The 17,184-nt window shown below is 39.4% G+C and carries 12 protein-coding genes and 1 pseudogene; 8 read left to right on the top strand and 5 right to left on the bottom strand.

The window, feature by feature from the left end:
• The first annotated feature begins 66 nt into the window (after positions 1–66).
• The gene (locus ACVIJU_RS06375) at positions 67–2,649 is read left to right on the top strand and encodes a DNA translocase FtsK (protein ID WP_456687401.1); all 2,583 of its coding nucleotides are present in this window, start codon (positions 67–69) and stop codon (positions 2,647–2,649) included.
• A gap of 203 nt (positions 2,650–2,852) precedes the next feature.
• Positions 2,853–4,152: pseudogene (gene murC, locus ACVIJU_RS06380) on the top strand (UDP-N-acetylmuramate--L-alanine ligase).
• Positions 4,153–4,211: 59 nt separating this feature from the next.
• Here the strand turns inward: murC and ACVIJU_RS06385 are convergent.
• Positions 4,212–5,327 carry an aminopeptidase gene (locus ACVIJU_RS06385; RefSeq protein ID WP_063387333.1) on the bottom strand — a complete coding sequence of 372 codons (1,116 nt, stop codon included), beginning with the start codon at positions 5,325–5,327 and terminating at the stop codon, positions 4,212–4,214.
• A 197-nt stretch (positions 5,328–5,524) separates the two neighbouring features.
• Here ACVIJU_RS06385 and ACVIJU_RS06390 point away from each other — a divergent pair, with 197 nt between their 5' ends.
• The 4 genes from ACVIJU_RS06390 to ccpA all read left to right on the top strand — a co-directional run bounded on the left by ACVIJU_RS06390 (position 5,525) and on the right by ccpA (position 9,231).
• Complete coding sequence (locus ACVIJU_RS06390) at positions 5,525–5,956, top strand: DUF948 domain-containing protein (protein WP_063387334.1); 432 nt, start codon at positions 5,525–5,527, stop codon at positions 5,954–5,956.
• Positions 5,957–5,988: 32 nt separating this feature from the next.
• Positions 5,989–6,432: a YtxH domain-containing protein gene (locus ACVIJU_RS06395; RefSeq protein WP_063387335.1), complete on the top strand. Its 444-nt coding sequence runs from the start codon at positions 5,989–5,991 to the stop codon at positions 6,430–6,432.
• Between the two features lie 477 nt (positions 6,433–6,909).
• Positions 6,910–7,986: a bifunctional 3-deoxy-7-phosphoheptulonate synthase/chorismate mutase gene (locus ACVIJU_RS06400; RefSeq protein ID WP_063387336.1), complete on the top strand. Its 1,077-nt coding sequence runs from the start codon at positions 6,910–6,912 to the stop codon at positions 7,984–7,986.
• Positions 7,987–8,226: 240 nt separating this feature from the next.
• Positions 8,227–9,231, top strand: coding sequence for a catabolite control protein A (gene ccpA, locus ACVIJU_RS06405; RefSeq protein ID WP_066248881.1), 1,005 nt, complete (start codon positions 8,227–8,229; stop codon positions 9,229–9,231).
• A gap of 35 nt (positions 9,232–9,266) precedes the next feature.
• On the opposite strand, the gene ACVIJU_RS06410 is transcribed toward ccpA, so the two are convergent.
• Genes ACVIJU_RS06410 through ACVIJU_RS06420 form a run of 3 tightly spaced genes read right to left on the bottom strand, consistent with a single transcriptional unit; the run spans position 9,267 to position 11,773 of the window.
• The gene (locus ACVIJU_RS06410; protein WP_063387338.1) at positions 9,267–10,463 is read right to left on the bottom strand and encodes an acetoin utilization protein AcuC; all 1,197 of its coding nucleotides are present in this window, start codon (positions 10,461–10,463) and stop codon (positions 9,267–9,269) included.
• Position 10,464: 1 nt separating this feature from the next.
• The gene (locus tag ACVIJU_RS06415) at positions 10,465–11,106 is read right to left on the bottom strand and encodes an acetoin utilization AcuB family protein (protein WP_063387339.1); all 642 of its coding nucleotides are present in this window, start codon (positions 11,104–11,106) and stop codon (positions 10,465–10,467) included.
• 34 nt (positions 11,107–11,140) lie between these two features.
• Positions 11,141–11,773, bottom strand: a complete 633-nt coding sequence (locus ACVIJU_RS06420; RefSeq protein WP_063387340.1) for a GNAT family N-acetyltransferase — start codon at positions 11,771–11,773, stop codon at positions 11,141–11,143.
• Positions 11,774–11,932: 159 nt separating this feature from the next.
• Between ACVIJU_RS06420 and acsA the strand changes: the two genes are divergently transcribed.
• Positions 11,933–13,648, top strand: coding sequence for an acetate--CoA ligase (gene acsA / locus ACVIJU_RS06425; RefSeq protein ID WP_063387341.1), 1,716 nt, complete (start codon positions 11,933–11,935; stop codon positions 13,646–13,648).
• Positions 13,649–13,763: 115 nt separating this feature from the next.
• Positions 13,764–14,210 carry a GNAT family N-acetyltransferase gene (locus ACVIJU_RS06430; RefSeq protein WP_327856391.1) on the top strand — a complete coding sequence of 149 codons (447 nt, stop codon included), beginning with the start codon at positions 13,764–13,766 and terminating at the stop codon, positions 14,208–14,210.
• Between the two features lie 128 nt (positions 14,211–14,338).
• On the opposite strand, the gene ACVIJU_RS06435 is transcribed toward ACVIJU_RS06430, so the two are convergent.
• Positions 14,339–17,128 carry a transglycosylase domain-containing protein gene (locus tag ACVIJU_RS06435; RefSeq protein ID WP_327863975.1) on the bottom strand — a complete coding sequence of 930 codons (2,790 nt, stop codon included), beginning with the start codon at positions 17,126–17,128 and terminating at the stop codon, positions 14,339–14,341.
• Between the last annotated feature and the right edge of the window lie 56 nt (positions 17,129–17,184).

Below are 17,184 nucleotides of genomic sequence, written 5' to 3' on the forward strand. Positions count from 1 at the left end.
TTCCAAAAAGTATTTTTATTGATAAAATATAGGATGAGATTAGTATGAATGAAAGAGTGATCATAGATGAGCTGGTTGTCAAAACTGTTGCGGTTGTTTTTCGATAATCAGGAAGAGGAATATGAAAGAAAGATAGATAAAAACAATTCTACTGAAAAAATAAAAGATCAATCATTAACTGACGATAGATTAGAGATGCAAGCTAGAGTTACATATCAATATCCGAAAGGAAACTTTCGGTTTCCGCTAATATCCGATGATGAAACATTGCGAGAAACGAGACGCCCAGCGGATGCGGCAAAATCAAAAGCAAAAACATCTTCTGAACGCAAGCAGTCTCGACTGAATAGTGCACAAGGCGCACAAAAGGAAAGAAAATCTTTTCAGCCAACGGAAATCCCTTCACCGATTTTTGGATTTGGACCAAGGAATAGAGATGATTTATTTTTCAAAAAAATTGAAGAGCAATATCAGCAACAGACGGACATAGACGTACATGATATTTTCATCAATGATCTGGAAAAACAAAAAGAAGTGCAAAGGGAGTTTGCTGTAGCAGAAGAAATAGAAATAAATGAAATGATAGAATATGAAAACGATTATGAAAAAGAAATATCAAAAACACAAGATCACGAAGCTGAGGATTCATATTTTGAAATAACAGCACCGCCTTCGGAGGATAAACAGCGGGAAGCTGAGGAAGCTCAATCGGTCGAGGCTTCAAAGCTGGAGATGGATTCAAAGCAAGAGACGAATCTAAAACAGCGGACAGGTCTAAACCAGGAGACGGAATCAAAGCAAGAGACGAATCTAAAACAGTGGACAGGTCTAAACCAGGAGACGGAATCAAAGCAAGAGACGAATCTAAAACAGTGGACGGATCTAAACCAGGAGACGGGATCAAAGCAAGAGACGAATCTAAAACAGTGGACAGGTCTAAATCAGGAGACGGATCTAAAACAAGAGACAGTTCTAAAGCAGGGGACGAATCTAAAACAGGAGACAGATCTAAAACAAGGAACAGATCTAAATCAGGAGGAAGGTCCAAAACAGGAGACGAGCCTAAAACAGGAAGCGGATCCAAAGCATTTAGAGAAAAAGTCCGATGACAGACGAAAGCCTGTTTCCAGAGGAAAGCTTTCATCAAATCAAAACGAAAAGACAATTATTCCATATAATGTCATTATGTTTGGGCAAGATAAACGAAAGCTTGAAGTAAAGGAAAAACGGCAAAATTATTTGTTTCCGCCGCTCACCCTCCTGAACGTTCAGCCGTTTGAGGAAGAAGCGGATGATCAGTGGATAGAAAAGCAAAAGAATTTGCTCGATCTTACGCTGCAAAATTTTCATGTCAATGCAAAAGTGGTCAATGTGTCACAAGGACCTTCCGTCACGAGGTTTGAGGTTCATCCTGAACCCGGCGTAAAAGTGAGCAAGATAACTAACTTGATAGACGATATTAAATTAAGCTTGTCTGCAAAAGACATCCGGATTGAGGCTCCGATACCGGGGAAAAACACAATAGGGATTGAGGTGCCAAACCGGAAAAGCAAAACGGTTTTTTTAAGAGAGATTTTACGGTCGAAAGCTTTTCAAGCCAACCGCTCTCCGTTAACGGTTGCTCTGGGCCTCAGCATTTCAGGGGAGCCGATTGTGACGGATTTGAAAAAAATGCCGCATGGTTTGATTGCGGGAGCTACAGGGTCAGGAAAAAGCGTTTGTATCAATACGATTTTAGTCAGCTTGCTCTATAAAGCAACTCCAAATGATGTGAAAATGCTCCTCATTGATCCAAAAATGGTGGAGCTTGCACCGTATAACCGCATACCTCATCTCGTCAGCCCTGTTATTACGGATGTAAAAGCAGCTACTGCTGCACTGAAATGGGCGGTAGATGAAATGGAAAGAAGGTATGAATTATTTGCCCATGTAGGCGTTCGAGATATCGAGAAATTTAATGAACGAGTCGGCGACAAGGAAAAGGAGAAACGATTGCCGTACATCGTGATTGTGATTGACGAGCTCGCTGATTTAATGATGGTTTCGCCGAACGATGTGGAGGAGGCGATTTGCCGGATTGCCCAAAAAGCGAGAGCTTGCGGCATCCATTTATTAATTGCCACACAAAGACCGTCTGTTGATGTTATAACCGGTTTAATAAAGGCGAATATTCCTACAAGAATAGCATTTTCCGTATCATCGCAAATAGATTCAAGAACGATTCTTGATACTTCCGGTGCAGAAAGACTCCTAGGAAGAGGAGACATGCTGTTTTTAGAAAACGGTTCTGCAAAACCGGTAAGAGTTCAAGGAACTTTTGTTTCTGATGATGAAATTGATCGCGTCGTTCACCATGTAAAAAACCAGATGGCGCCCAATTATTTGTTTAAACAAGAGGAATTGCTTGCGAAAACAAATTTCCAAGCAGAAGAAGATGATCTTTTTTATGAAGCCTGCGAGTTTGTTGTAGAGCAGGGGCATGCTTCGGCTTCAAGCCTTCAACGCCGTTTTCGAATCGGTTATAATAGAGCGGCCAGATTGATTGATTTAATGGAGGAGCAGGGGATCATTTCCCCGCCGAAAGGAAGCAAGCCGCGAGACGTGCTAGTGTCAGAAGAACAATTGAAAACAATAAAAGAGAGTAGTTGAGATGTACTGAACATGATATTATTAAAATGTTGGGCTGATTTTGGCAATGCCGATTTAAAACGATATACGTTGCTTTCAATTAGGAAACACTAAAAGTATACAATATTGCGTTATGAAGCTTGCAGGAAATAAATATTATAGTTGCAAAACTAGTCATTCGTCATATATTATTTTACAGATAGACGATTGTTGGAGGTTCTTATATGACTGCTTATCATTTTGTTGGCATAAAAGGAACAGGGATGAGTGCTTTAGCTCAAATCCTTCATGATATGAATGAAAATGTACAAGGATCTGATATTGAAAAATATATATTTTACACAAAAAGGCTTGGAGGAACGGGGAATTCAAATATTTCCTTTTTCGAAAAATAACATTCACCCTGGTTTAACTGTAATAGCTGGTAATGCTTTTCCAGATACACACGAGGAGATTGAAGAAGCAAAGAGACTTCAATTGCCGGTTTACCGCTATCACAAATTTTTAGGGGAATTGATGAACAAATTCACAAGCATAGCGGTAACTGGCGTGCACGGTAAAACATCTACAACCGGTTTACTGTCTCATGTTATGCAAGGTGCTTTTCCTACCTCATACTTGATTGGAGACGGAACGGGAAAAGGAGTTCAAAACAGCAAATATTTTGTCTTTGAAGCATGTGAATACCGGCGCCATTTTCTATCCTATCATCCGGATTATGCGATTATGACGAACATTGATTTTGACCACCCTGATTATTATCGTGATCTGGATGATGTTTTTTCAGCATTTCAGCAAATGGCTTTACAAGTGAAAAAAGGAATTATCGCTTGCGGAGATGATGAGCGTTTACAGGAAATACAAGCGAAAGTTCCGGTATTATATTACGGTTTTCATGAGGAAAACGATTTTCAAGCGAGAAATGTGGTGAAAAGCACAACGGGAACTGTATTTGATGTATATATTCGGAATACGTTTTACGGCACGTTTGAAATTCCTGCATTCGGGGATCACAACGTTCTAAATGCGCTGGCGGTTATTACGTTATGCCAATACGAAAATATTGGAATTGATGTTATTCAGGAGCGCGTCAAAACGTTTAAAGGCGTAAAAAGAAGATTCAGCGCCAAAAATTTCGGAGGACAAGTGCTGATTGACGATTACGCCCATCATCCTACGGAAATAAAAGCAACAATTGAAGCTGCGCGGCAAAAATATCCTGACCGGGAAATTGTTGCTGTTTTTCAGCCTCATACCTTTTCAAGAACACAGTCATTTCTTAATGAGTTTGCGGATAGTTTAAAAAGCGCCGACAAAGTATACTTATGCGAAATTTTTGGCTCTGCCCGTGAAAACATAGGGAACCTCACGATAAAAGATTTGCAGGCGCAAATTGAACATTCAGAGTTAATCGATGAGACGAACATTAAAGTTTTGAAAAAGCATGAAAGCAGCGTTATTTTATTCATGGGTGCAGGAGATATTCAAAAATATCAAGATGCCTATGAAAAGCTGTGTGTTTAAAACAAAACGACTGTAACAAAAAATGTTACAGTCGTTTTGTTTTTATAGCGAAGAATGCACTATTTTAAATTCTCAGGATTTAGCTGCTCCAATTCCGGAATGACAAACAGTCCGTCTTTTCGGATCAATACGTCGTCAAAATAAATTTCTCCGCCTCCATATTCCGGACGCTGAATGGCGACCAAATCCCAGTGGATATTGGAATGGTTGCCATTATACGCTTCATCGTAGCATTGCCCTGGCGTAAAGTGGAAGCTTCCAGCGATTTTTTCGTCAAACAGAATGTCCTGCATCGGGTGAAGGATGTATGGATTGACACCGATGGCGAATTCACCGATATATCTTGCTCCTTCATCTGTATCCAAAATGCTGTTTAATCGTTTTGTATCATTAGCTGACGCATCAATGATTTTTCCGTCTTTAAATGTTAACCGAACATTTTCAAATGTAAATCCTTGGTACGGAGAAGGCGTATTAAACGTAATGGTGCCGTTCACAGAATTTTTAACAGGCGCTGTAAATACTTCACCGTCAGGAATATTCATGCGTCCTGCACATTTAATCGCAGGAATATCTTTGATTGAAAAAGTCAAATCAGTGCCAGGACCTTTAATATGTACTTTGTCAGTTTTGTTCATCAGTTCAACAAGCGCATCCATCGCTTTATCCATTTTTTCGTAATCAAGAGTGCAGACATTAAAATAAAAGTCTTCAAACGCTTCTGTGCTCATTTTTGCAAGCTGTGCCATGGATTCATTCGGGTATCTGAGAACCACCCATTTTGTTTTCGGAACGCGGATTTCACGATGCACCTTTTGCCCGATTGTTCTGCCTTCCAGCTTCATTTTTTCTTCTGGAACGTCAGCAAATTCATTAATGTTTTTGCCTGATCTGAGGCCTATGTATGCGTCCATTTCTTTCATGACATTTGCTTCGAAATCAGCCATCATTTCGAATTGTTCTTCTTGTCCTCCAAGCAATAAAGCTCGGTTTATTTGATGATCTTTAATGGAAACAAACGGATGCCCGCCAGCTTTGTAAGCCTCGCGGATGAGAGCAATCACAAGCTCCTTCTCAAGACCAAAGTTTTCAATAAGCACTTTTTCGCCTTTTTGCAGTTGGCATGAATAATGAATTAAAATTTTTGCCAATTTTTCGATTCTTGGATCTTTCAACTTGCCGGCCTCCTTTTTTTTCGTTATACAATAATATTGTAGCGTTTCCTGATTGGATTTAAAACTTGTTCTATTTTTGATATGATCGAAAGGATTCAATTGACAAAATGTCGAATAGATAAATGATTGCAGATTTTATGTTTGCATTCCGAAAAATTAGGGAATTGTATTATTGGTTTTACTTGGAGGTGCAGCAGTTGGAATTCATATTATATGCAAGCATTGCGCTAATAGCTGTAGCTTTTACAGTGTTAGTTGTTTATTTAGCAAAAACATTAAAATCTCTGCGCATTACACTCGATCAAGTAGCCGGGACGCTTGCGGGCCTTGAAAAGCAGGTGGAGGGCATTACAAAAGAAACAACAGATTTGCTTCATAAAACAAACCAATTGGCGGAAGACATTCAGAAAAAATCTGAGAAGGTCAACTCAGTGGTGGATGCCGTAAAAGAGATTGGAACATCCATTCAACAATTTAATCGGTCTATGAAAAAAGTTTCAGCGAGTGTAACTGGACAATTGGAAAAAAATGAAGAAAAAGTTGCTCAAGCCATCCAGTGGACAAATGCTGTGATGGAATTGATTGATAAAGTAAAGCAGAGAAAACGATCAAAGAAGCAAACTGATTAATTAATTTTACTTAAAAAACAGGAGGCGCAAACATGTCAAAAAAAAGCACGAATAAAAAAGGGTTCATAATAGGTTCTATTATAGGCGCTGTTGTTGGGGCAGCTTCCGCATTATTGCTTACGCCAAAGTCAGGAAAAGAGCTTCGCGAAAATTTTAATGATCAGGCGGGAAAAGTGAAGGAAAAAACATCAAAAATTACAAGCGAAGCATATGAAAAAGGAGTACAGTTTATCAGCTTGGCAAAAGAAAAATCACAAAATATTCAACAGAAAATCCAAGAGCAGTCTGAGGGCTTGGTAAAAAAAATAAAGGAACGAAGCAATGAAAATGAAATTTCTGAAAAAGAAAATCCTTCAGATTCCGCTGACACCGAGCTTGACGACGAACAAAGTCAGAAAACAGAAAATTTGACTGACACTTCACAAGCCTCAGATGAAGAGCTTCAAAGCGAAAACAATAAAGAAACAAAGTCATAGGTTTGGCAAGACAATCATCATCGGCAAACAAGCCGATGATTTTCGTTTACAGGAAAATAGGCAGCGAATAGAGGAAAAGAGCGTGAAAATTTTCATGGGGAATATTTTTCGAACAGTGTTACAAGTCCATCAGCCGGCAAGGTTTTCAAGAATTTTAAGCTTTTGCTGCTGATTGCCAAAGCCCTAATCATTTAGTTTACATGTACAAGAATTGTCCGATTCCATAACTGAAACATAATATAAATGAAACATAAATCCCCCAAATATTGTATAATAATTTTATCTGGCATGATGATCATTGGGAAATGACTTGTGAAGAACTGAAGAAAATATTTTGAAAAAAACAAACACTTTACCGCTTAAAAGCGTTTAATCGATAAAGAAATTTTTAGTGACATTTCAAGGAATATGGTTTATAATAAACCCTAATTAAAATCAAATGCTTAAAATTTTGACGGATGTGAAAGGGTGGAAAAAATGAGCAATACAGAATTAGAAGCGCTTAGGGAACGGGTTGATGAAATCAATTTGCAAATTTTAAAATTAATTAACGAGCGAGGCAAGCTTGTTCAAGAAATTGGGAAAGCGAAAGAAGCGCAAGGAGTTAACCGATATGATCCTGTCCGTGAACGAAAAATGCTCGATTTAATAAAAGAACATAATAATGGTCCATTTGAAGATTCCACTTTACAGCATATTTTTAAGGAAATATTTAAAGCGGCATTAGAGCTTCAAGAGGACGATCATCGCAAAGCATTGTTAGTATCAAGAAAGAAAAAGAAAGAGAATACAATCGTTGACGTCAAAGGCGAAAAAATCGGGGATGGCAGCCAATACTTTGTTGTCGGTCCTTGTGCGGTAGAAAGCTATGAGCAAGTAGCTGCTGTTGCGGAAGCAGCGAAGAAACAAGGCTTGAAGCTGCTAAGAGGCGGTGCATTTAAACCTAGAACATCACCATATGATTTCCAAGGTTTAGGTATTGAAGGCTTAAAAATTTTAAAAAGAATTGCTGATGAGTTTGATATGGCAGTTATTAGTGAAATTGTGTCGCCTCAAGATATTGATGTGGCCCTTGATTACATCGATGTCATCCAAATCGGGGCACGGAACATGCAAAACTTTGAATTGTTAAAAGCAGCAGGATCTGTTCGCAAGCCTGTATTGTTAAAACGCGGTCTTTCTGCAACGTTATCAGAATTTATGAATGCTGCGGAATACATTATTTCTCGAGGTAACGATCAAATCATTCTTTGTGAACGCGGAATTCGCACGTATGAACGCGCTACAAGAAACACGCTGGACATTACAGCAGTTCCGATTTTAAAACAGGAAACACATTTGCCTGTATTAGTTGATGTCACTCATTCAACAGGCCGGAAAGACCTTCTAATTCCTGCTGCAAAAGCTGCTCTTGCTATTGGGGCAGACGGTATTATGGCTGAAGTTCATCCGGATCCGGAAGTAGCTTTGTCAGATTCTGCGCAGCAAATGAATATTGAGCAATTCAATCAGTTTATTTCTGAATTAAGACCATTAGCGAAAGTAAATGCCTAATTGAATATCGTCTATTTTTTAAAAAAGGAGCCTTTTAAGGTTCCTTTTTTTGCGTAGATCGTTTACATTATTTAATGAAGGATATACTTTAATGAACATATTTTTTTAACGAAAAAGGTAAAAATATAAGAAAACACGTCAAGCACATTGCGGACGAATGCTTTGTATCGTATGATAAGAGTTATACGGAAGAGACTGTTATTTATTTGATATAGATCATTTAGATGAGGAGTGTTGATCATGAATAATGTGACGATATATGATGTTGCACGTGAAGCGAACGTTTCAATGGCGACAGTTTCACGAGTTGTAAACGGCAACCCGAATGTAAAGCCGACAACTAGAAAGAAAGTATTGGAAGCGATTGAGCGTCTCGGCTATCGGCCAAATGCTGTCGCAAGAGGGCTTGCTAGCAAAAAGACGACGACTGTAGGTGTTGTTATACCGGATGTATCAAGCACATTTTATTCAGAATTGGCTCGCGGGATTGAAGACATCGCAACGATGTATAAATATAATATTATTTTAAGCAATTCTGACCAAAATAAAGAAAAAGAATTGCATTTGCTTAACACCCTTTTAGGGAAACAAGTGGATGGAATTGTATTTATGAGCGGCAATATTACAGAGGAGCATGTGGAAGAATTTAAACGTTCACCGGTTCCTATTGTGCTTGCATCAACTTTTGATGAGAACAATGAACTGCCTTCTGTTAATATCAATTATGAACAGGCAGCCTATGATGCGGTTAAGTTTTTAATCGATAAAGGACACAAACATATTGCCTATGTATCCGGGCCGATGGAAGAGCCTGTGAATAAAGTGAAAAAACTTAAAGGATACATACGTGCACTTGAAGAGGCAGGGATCAAATACGATGAACAATTTGTAGTAGAAGGAGATTATTCCTACGAATCCGGGATTGAAGCATTTGACAAAGTGTTGGAGCTGTCGCCAAAACCGACTGCAATCTTTGTTGGAACGGACGAAATGGCATTGGGCGTGATTCATGCCGCTCAAGATAAAGGCTATGAAATTCCGAAAGATTTTGATGTCATCGGCTTTGACAATACTCGTTTGGCGACTATGGTTCGTCCGCGATTAACAACCGTTGTCCAACCGTCTTACGATATCGGTGCGGTTGCGATGCGCCTGTTAACAAAATTGATGAACAAAGAGGAAGTAGATAATCATATTGTTGAACTCCCGCATCGTATTGAAATTCGGCAATCGACAAAATCATAATCTTTTTAAGCTGAAGAAAAAACGGCCAAGCTTTTTTAAAAAGTTTGGCCGTTAACATTTTTTTTTGCATTATATTCCCTTTGCTGCCGGATGAATTGCAGAGCCAATTCAAGAGTGTGATTGTTTTTTTCTTCAATTTCTTTTTTCCTTGGAATCGGTTGATATAACGGATCGGGATCTTCCCATGTTGGGATTAATTCAACGGGAGATTTCTCCTGCCATTTTTCCAGCCATTCTTTCGGAAGAGCCCCTTGTGCTTTGCAGCTTAAATTTTTCATCTCCAGCCAAATGAGCGACCAAGCTCTTGGAACAACCCGCCAAATATCGTAGCCTCCTCCGCCGACAGCTATCCATTTTCCATCGCAGTAGCTATGGGCAATTTCATGTGCAAGTTTCGGAATTTCCCGGTAAATATTGATGCTGGCGTGAAGATGAGTTAGTGGATCAAAATAGTGGGCATCAGCTCCGTTTTGAGTGACGATGACATCAGGCTTAAAGTACTCTGCAACTTCTGTAACGGCCTCTTTGTAAACTTTTAGCCATGATTCATCTTCGGTAAATGCATCTAACGGAATATTAAAGGCAAAACCGTATCCAGAACCTTGTCCCCGCTCATGAACTGTTCCTGTCCCAGGAAATAAATATCGCCCAGTTTCATGAATAGATAGTGTGCAAACGTTTGGCTCATCATAAAACGACCATTGAACACCATCTCCGTGATGCGCATCCGTGTCAATGTACAGCACCCTTGCCCCATATTTTTCGATAATATATTTAATCGCCACTGCGCTGTCATTATATATACAAAATCCAGACGCTTTCCCCCTGAAGCCGTGATGAAGACCTCCGCCTAAATTTAAAGCATGCTTCGATTTTTCCATCATGACATGATCAACTGCTGTTAATGTCGCGCCAACAATAAGAGAACTGGCCTGATGCATGTTTTGAAAAATAGGTGTATCTTCCGTACCAAGTCCGTAGTTTAAAGCTTCATGCTCAGACAGCTTTCCTTCCCCTGCCTGTTTTACTGCACGAATATAGCCGGCATCATGAATAAGCTCCAGCTCCTCATCTGTTGCAAATCTTGGTTCAACTATTTCATCATCTTCAAGCGCTTTCAATTTTTTTAGCAAATCAACTGTTAATTCTACTCGCAGCTGGTTGAATGGGTGCTTATTACTAAATTTATAATTTAAAAATAAAGGGGAATAAATAAACACGCTGTCTTTCATGTTATTCCCCCATCATATGAGGCCATACAACGGTATAACCTTTTTTCTCAAGCTCAGTAATAAGCCCCATTGGATTCATCGTCTGCACCCGAAAAACTAGTGTTTTGAATTTTTCGTTTTCTTCCGGATACACAAAAACGCTGGAAATGTTTACTTTTCCTTTATGAAATACTGTTGCGACTTCTGAAAGCATTCCGGTTATATTGGGAACTCTTACTTCAATTCGGGAGCTGGGCTGATGGGCTCCAGTCAACTTTACAAACGTATTCAAAACATCTGTTTTGGTAATAATTCCGACAAGCTTTCCATTTGTAGTAATGGGGAGGCAGCTGATTTTATGCTCATAAAAAATCGTAGCAGCATCTTCAACAAAATCAAGAGGGTGTCCGGTTATGACATCGGTTTTCATAATGTTTTTAACTGGCTTGTTTAAAAGCGCATCCAATTTTTCATTTTTACTTAATATAGAGGGAGCAGCATCGCGAATATCTCTGTCTGATATAATGCCAATAAGAGTATTCTCTTCGCTGATGATCGGAATATGCTTGATTCTAGCTTTTTTAATTAAGTTTAAAGCATCTTGGATCGAGTGATCCGGAGAAAGCGTGAGTACGTTTTTTTGCATGATTTTTTCAATAATCATGTTATCCATCCCCTTTCCAAGAATAGCATGGCGATTAATACAAAAATCTGTTTGTAAACCTTAATTGGTCGAATTTCTGAATCGATTCGTTATCTACTCTTTTTCCAATACGAACCATTAAACAGTTTGCAGGATGAGAGCAAATTTCTGGATCATCTGTTGCATACCATTCAAGACCGCCTGCATTCATCATTTTTTCCATCATTTTTCTATACTCCCAAACATTTAAGCCAGTTCCCTTTAAATCCCAATGCCAATAATATTCCGTTGTAATAATGATGTAATCTTCCATTGCATCATCCATCATCGAAACAATCAATAAATTTTTTCCAATTTCACATCCGCGAAATTCTGGAATCACTTCAATGGCTCCTAGCTCAATTAAATTTTCCATCTTTCCTTCAGACCATCGTTCTAGAGGATCAGGGTATAAAAATGTAACATACCCGATGATTGTTTCGCCTTTTCTGGCAATAATAATCCGTCCTTCAGGAAGCTTGGCAATTTCTACAAGCGCTTTGTGCTGCCTTGGTGCAGGACGGAAAGCTGTTAAATCCTCATGAAATTTATAGCCTGCCAGTTTATCGGGGGGAATTGGCCCTTCGACAATCACCGTTCCATTTGGAGTTTCAATTTCTTTGGCATGATATGTTTTTTTATGTTCCATTCATTACACCGCCTACCAATCTAATAACCTATTCATATTATACAGGAATTGTCGAACATAATCGGATTTGTTTTGTAAAAAATTTTTACAAAATTGCGAAATGGAATAAAAAGTTATATAATGATAAACAAATATACTAATTTTTAGGGGGGTACTTCGATGAAAGTGGAAGCGCTACCAGCAATAAAAGGAAACCACAACTTAGCAAACTATGAGGAAGCATATGCAAGCTTTGACTGGAAAGAAGTAGAGGAGAATTTTTCATGGAGTAAAACTGGGAAAATCAATGCGGCTTATGAGGCGATTGACCGTCATGCAGATGGGGCCAAAAAAAATAAAGTCGCACTTTATTATCGCGATGCGAATCGTGACGAAAAGTATACGTTTGAAGAGATGAAAGAGCTCTCCAATAAAGCTGCGAATGTTTTAAAACAGCATACCGACCTTCAAAAAGGTGATCGGGTTTTCGTATTTATGCCTAGAAGTCCAGAGCTTTATTTTGTCATTTTGGGCGCAATTAAACTGGGAGCTATTGTAGGTCCTTTATTTGAAGCGTTTATGGAGAGCGCGGTAAAGGATCGTTTGGAAGATAGTGAGGCAAAAGTGATTGTAACAACAAAAGAGCTGCTGCCAAGAGTTCCAATTGATGAATTGCCTGCGCTCAAACATGTGGTGGTTGTTGGAGAAGATGTAAAAGAAGAAGGAAAAATAATCGATTTCTTTGCTCATTTTGAAAATGCAAGCAAAGATTTGGAAATTGAATGGGTGGATCGGAGAGACGGACTTCTTTTGCATTATACTTCCGGATCAACAGGAAAACCGAAAGGCGTTCTCCATGTCCATAATGCGATGATTCAGCATTATCAAACAGCAAAATGGGTTCTTGACTTGAAGGAAGAAGATATTTATTGGTGTACGGCAGACCCTGGATGGGTAACCGGGACAGTTTATGGTATTTTTGGTCCGTGGCTCCTAGGTGTTACAAATGTTATTGTTGGAGGCAGATTCAGCCCTGATTATTGGTATGAAACAATCGAAAAATACGGTGTCACTGTCTGGTACAGCGCTCCAACAGCGTTTCGGATGCTGATGAGTGCAGGAGACGAATTGGTGAAAAAATATAATTTAAGCTCTCTGCGCCATATTTTAAGTGTCGGAGAACCTTTAAATCCTGAAGTTATTCGCTGGGGAATGAAAGTATTTAATAAGCGCATTCATGATACTTGGTGGATGACGGAAACAGGCGGGCATCTTATTTGCAACTATCCGTGTATGGATATCCGGCCTGGATCAATGGGCAAGCCGATCCCCGGCGTAAAAGCAGCAATTATTGACGATCATGGAAATGAATTGCCTCCAAACCGAATGGGGAATCTAGCAATTAAAAAAGGCTGGCCTTCCATGATGCAAGCAATTTGGAATAATCCTGAAAAATATGAATCTTATTTTATCGGTGACTGGTATGTATCTGGGGACTCCGCTTATATGGATGAAGATGGATATTTTTGGTTCCAGGGACGGGTTGATGACGTCATTATGACTTCCGGCGAACGGGTCGGACCGTTCGAAGTAGAAAGCAAGCTTGTTGAACATCCTGCTGTAGCGGAAGCTGGAGTTATCGGCAAGCCGGACCCTGTTCGAGGAGAAATTATTAAAGCGTTCGTTGCATTGCGCAGCGGCTATGAAGCATCAGAAGATTTGAAAGAGGATATTCGCCAGTTTGTTAAAAAAGGGCTGGCAGCACATGCAGCGCCACGGGAAATAGAATTTTGCGAAAAACTGCCGAAAACTCGAAGCGGAAAAATTATGCGCCGCGTGTTGAAAGCATGGGAGCTTAACTTGCCAACAGGTGACTTGTCGACGTTGGAAGATTAAAAATAATAGAAGCCGTAAGTCTAGTAAATAGGCTTGCGGCTTTGTTATTGGCGGTTCAGGCATTAATAATAGATTGATAAAATAAACGCTAAAAATGGAAATAGGAGAGAGGCTTATGGAATCATCCCTTTTATTGAAAGAATTGCGAACGAAAGAGGAAATTTTAGAAGGATTTTCAGTGATGAAACATTTGCGGACTCATCTTGATGAACAATCATTTCTTGAATTGGTGCTTGAAGCTAAACAAAAGGAAGGATATCAATTAGTTGCTCTTTACGATCATAATAAAATGGTTGCCATCATCGGATTTATGCCAATGATCACTTTATACTACGGGCGTTTCTTTTGGGTTTGTGATTTAGTGACATTGCCTGAAGAACGATCAAAAGGATACGGTGAAAAGCTTTTAACGTATGTTCATCAATATGCTGTAGAAAATGGCTATAATATTGTTTCTTTATCTTCCGGCTTGCAGCGCGTTGACGCACACCGCTTCTATGAAGAAAAAATGCGATACAATAAAGTAAGCTATGTTTTCTTAAAAAAGCTGCCGTCACACTAGCCAGTAAAAGATAAAAAGGACCACGTGCGGTCCTTTTTAAATATTTATTGGGTGAAAGCAAGTTTTGCTGGGCTGTTTTTTCTCTTTCGTCTACTTTATTGATCGTTTAATGCATCTTTTCCATTCGCCTATTGTCTTGCATTTGCCGTCTGCTTCGGTTTTTGCTGCGGCTCTGTTTTTCCAGATTGCACCGTTTTTACAATGGCTGAAGGAGGAGACGCTTTTCCTGCCACATCAACTGCAACGACATAATAGGAGGCAGGAGATTTTCCGACTGAGATGCTTAAGTTATTTTTTGCAGGTATGCTGGCAATTTTTTTGAAACTATTTGAATTAGATGGAGCTGCATAAACTCTGTACCCGATAACATCATATTCACCGCTTTTGCTCCAGGATAATGTTGTTCCGCTAAGCTTTACAGCGGGCACTTTAGAAGGAGCTTTGCCATTATCCTGAAGAACCCTATTGCCGGTCAACGTCAAAGCCTCTAAATTAACTCCGCTAGGCAGAAGTTTAGTCAATTGGGACACGTCTGAAATCCCAAGATTATTCAATACTTCTTTTTTCAGCAGAGGCCCTTCCTGGACGAATTCAGCCGGTGCATTTGCCGGCACTTGATAGGCTACGTTGTCTACTAAAACAAATTTGCCGTACGCCAAGCTTTTATCCACTTTATTCGGCAGAAATTTAGCGTTATACAAGTCAGTTTGAACGAGTCCAGCTTTCTTACATAATTCAGAAGGCAGATCCCCAGAGAGGGCGCAATACGATCTTGAAACAATTCCTTTAGGCATTTTAAAGGAAGTGTTAGGATCTATTAAGTCAGGTTTGACGCTGTATGCGGCGTTCATTAATTTTGCCCAAAGCAATATATTTCTATTGCTGTAGGTCAAACCTTTGTAGGTCGTTTCCAGCCTTTTCGGCGTGTCATAACCGATCCATGTGCCGAAGGATACATTAGGATTTACAGCAACAAACCATGCATCCCGATAATCCTGCCCAGTTCCTGTTTTTCCAGCCCAATCAGATTGAAATGATAGATACCTTTTTAAAGAGGAAGCCGTTCCGCTTTGAATGACATCCCGCATCATATCAATCATTAAATAGGCTGTTTGAGGGGAAAAGACCTTCTCTTTCTTGCTGTTATGTTGATATATAACTTTTCCGTCTTGTGTTTCAATTTTTTCAATCATGTAGGCGTCGACAAATTCACCGTTATTGGCAAATGTTGAAAAGGCGTTTACGTTTTCCTCCACGGTTACTCCGTAAGTCATTGCCCCAAGAGCGAGGGAGAATGAACTGTAATCTTCTTGAGCAAGTGAACTAAATCCCATTTTTTCTAAATAGGATACCGGATTTTGCGAAATAATTTTTGCATAGGTTTTTACCGCCGGAATGTTATATGAATGTTTCAATGCTGTTCGAATACTTGTTAATCCGTGATAGCCGCCTCCATAGTTTTTCGGCTGATATTTCCCGATTGAAAATGGAAGATCTGCCACAACAGTTCCCGGCTGGACGATGCCCATTTCCATCGCGGGTGCATAGACAGCGAGCGGTTTCATTGTTGAACCGTTTGGTCTTAATGCTCTTGTAGCATGGTTTGTCTGCTCCCTGTTATGATCACGGCCGCCAACAAAGGAGATAATTTTTCCAGTTTTGTTTTCGATTAAAACAGCGCCGACTTCAACCGGTTCCTCGATGGTTACGGTCTTGCCTGTTTCAGGATCTTTTTTCTTTTCAAGCTTTGGACTTCCGTAATACTCGTAGTTTTTGACAACCTCTTGCATTTTGTCATAAATTTTCTTGTTAATGGTCGTATGAATGTTGTAGCCGTTTTGTCTCATGTCTTGATCGGCCAGCGCCATGTATCGATTAAACAGCTCTTTATTATTTTTTCGGAGATCCTCCAGCTTGTGACCGTCTTTTTTCGCCAGCTGCTCAGCCAGTATATCCTTCACTCTTTTTTCAACTTCGTATATAATCCAAGGATATTGCTCAATATCAGGTTTTTTCTTTTTGGCTAAATGAGCCTTTAAATCAAACTTAAGTGCTTCTTCATATTCTTTTTTTGTAATATATCCTTCTGCAAACATTTTTCTTAGGACGGTTTTCATTCGGTTTATACCAGGCTGTAAATCTTCTTTTACTTCTCCGTCCTTTGTGAACGGTGTATAAGCAAAAGGATTTTGAGGGAGACCAGCGATAAAAGCTGCCTGCGGTATCGATAAGTCTTTCGCATCTATGCCAAAAATCCCCTGCGCTGCAGCCTGCACGCCTGCAATGTTTCTTCCGGAGCTGTTTCGTCCAAATGATGATACATTTAAATAGGCTTCTAATATTTGATCTTTCGTAAAATATTTTTCTAATCTCAATGCTAGCAGGATTTCTTTTGCTTTTCTTTCAAATGACACTTCGTTGGTCAATATTTGGTTTTTAATTAATTGCTGTGTGAGGGTGCTTCCGCCGGTTCTGACAGAAGAGTTTGAGAACTCCTGGAAAATCGCCCGCATGATCGCCTTTGGGACAATCCCTTTATGCTCGTAAAAATATTCGTCCTCCACTGCAACAATTGCATGTTTTAAATGCTCGGAAATTTGATCAATTTTGATTTTTTCACGTTCAAGATCTGTGCGAATTTTCCCTAAATAGACATTGTCTGCAAAGTACACTTTCGTTGTTTCAGAATAATCGTAAATGTCTTTTTCCAATTCTTTTTCGGAACGGATCGGCTCATCTTTTACAAGCGATGCAAAATAACCAGCTCCTAATCCTCCGATAAAGGAGAAGCCTATTAAACCGATAACCAATAGTAAAAGAAATAAGTTCCATGTTACGTTATAGGCAATGACCATTTTTTGCTGGTGCTTATGATAAAAGGAGCTTACCTTCCTAAAAAATTCGTACCATTTCTCCATTTTTCATCATCCCTCTACAAAATCTAGTTTATTATAGCATATTTTTTTCTCCGGTT

The organism is Aeribacillus sp. SP014 (assembly GCF_054055575.1).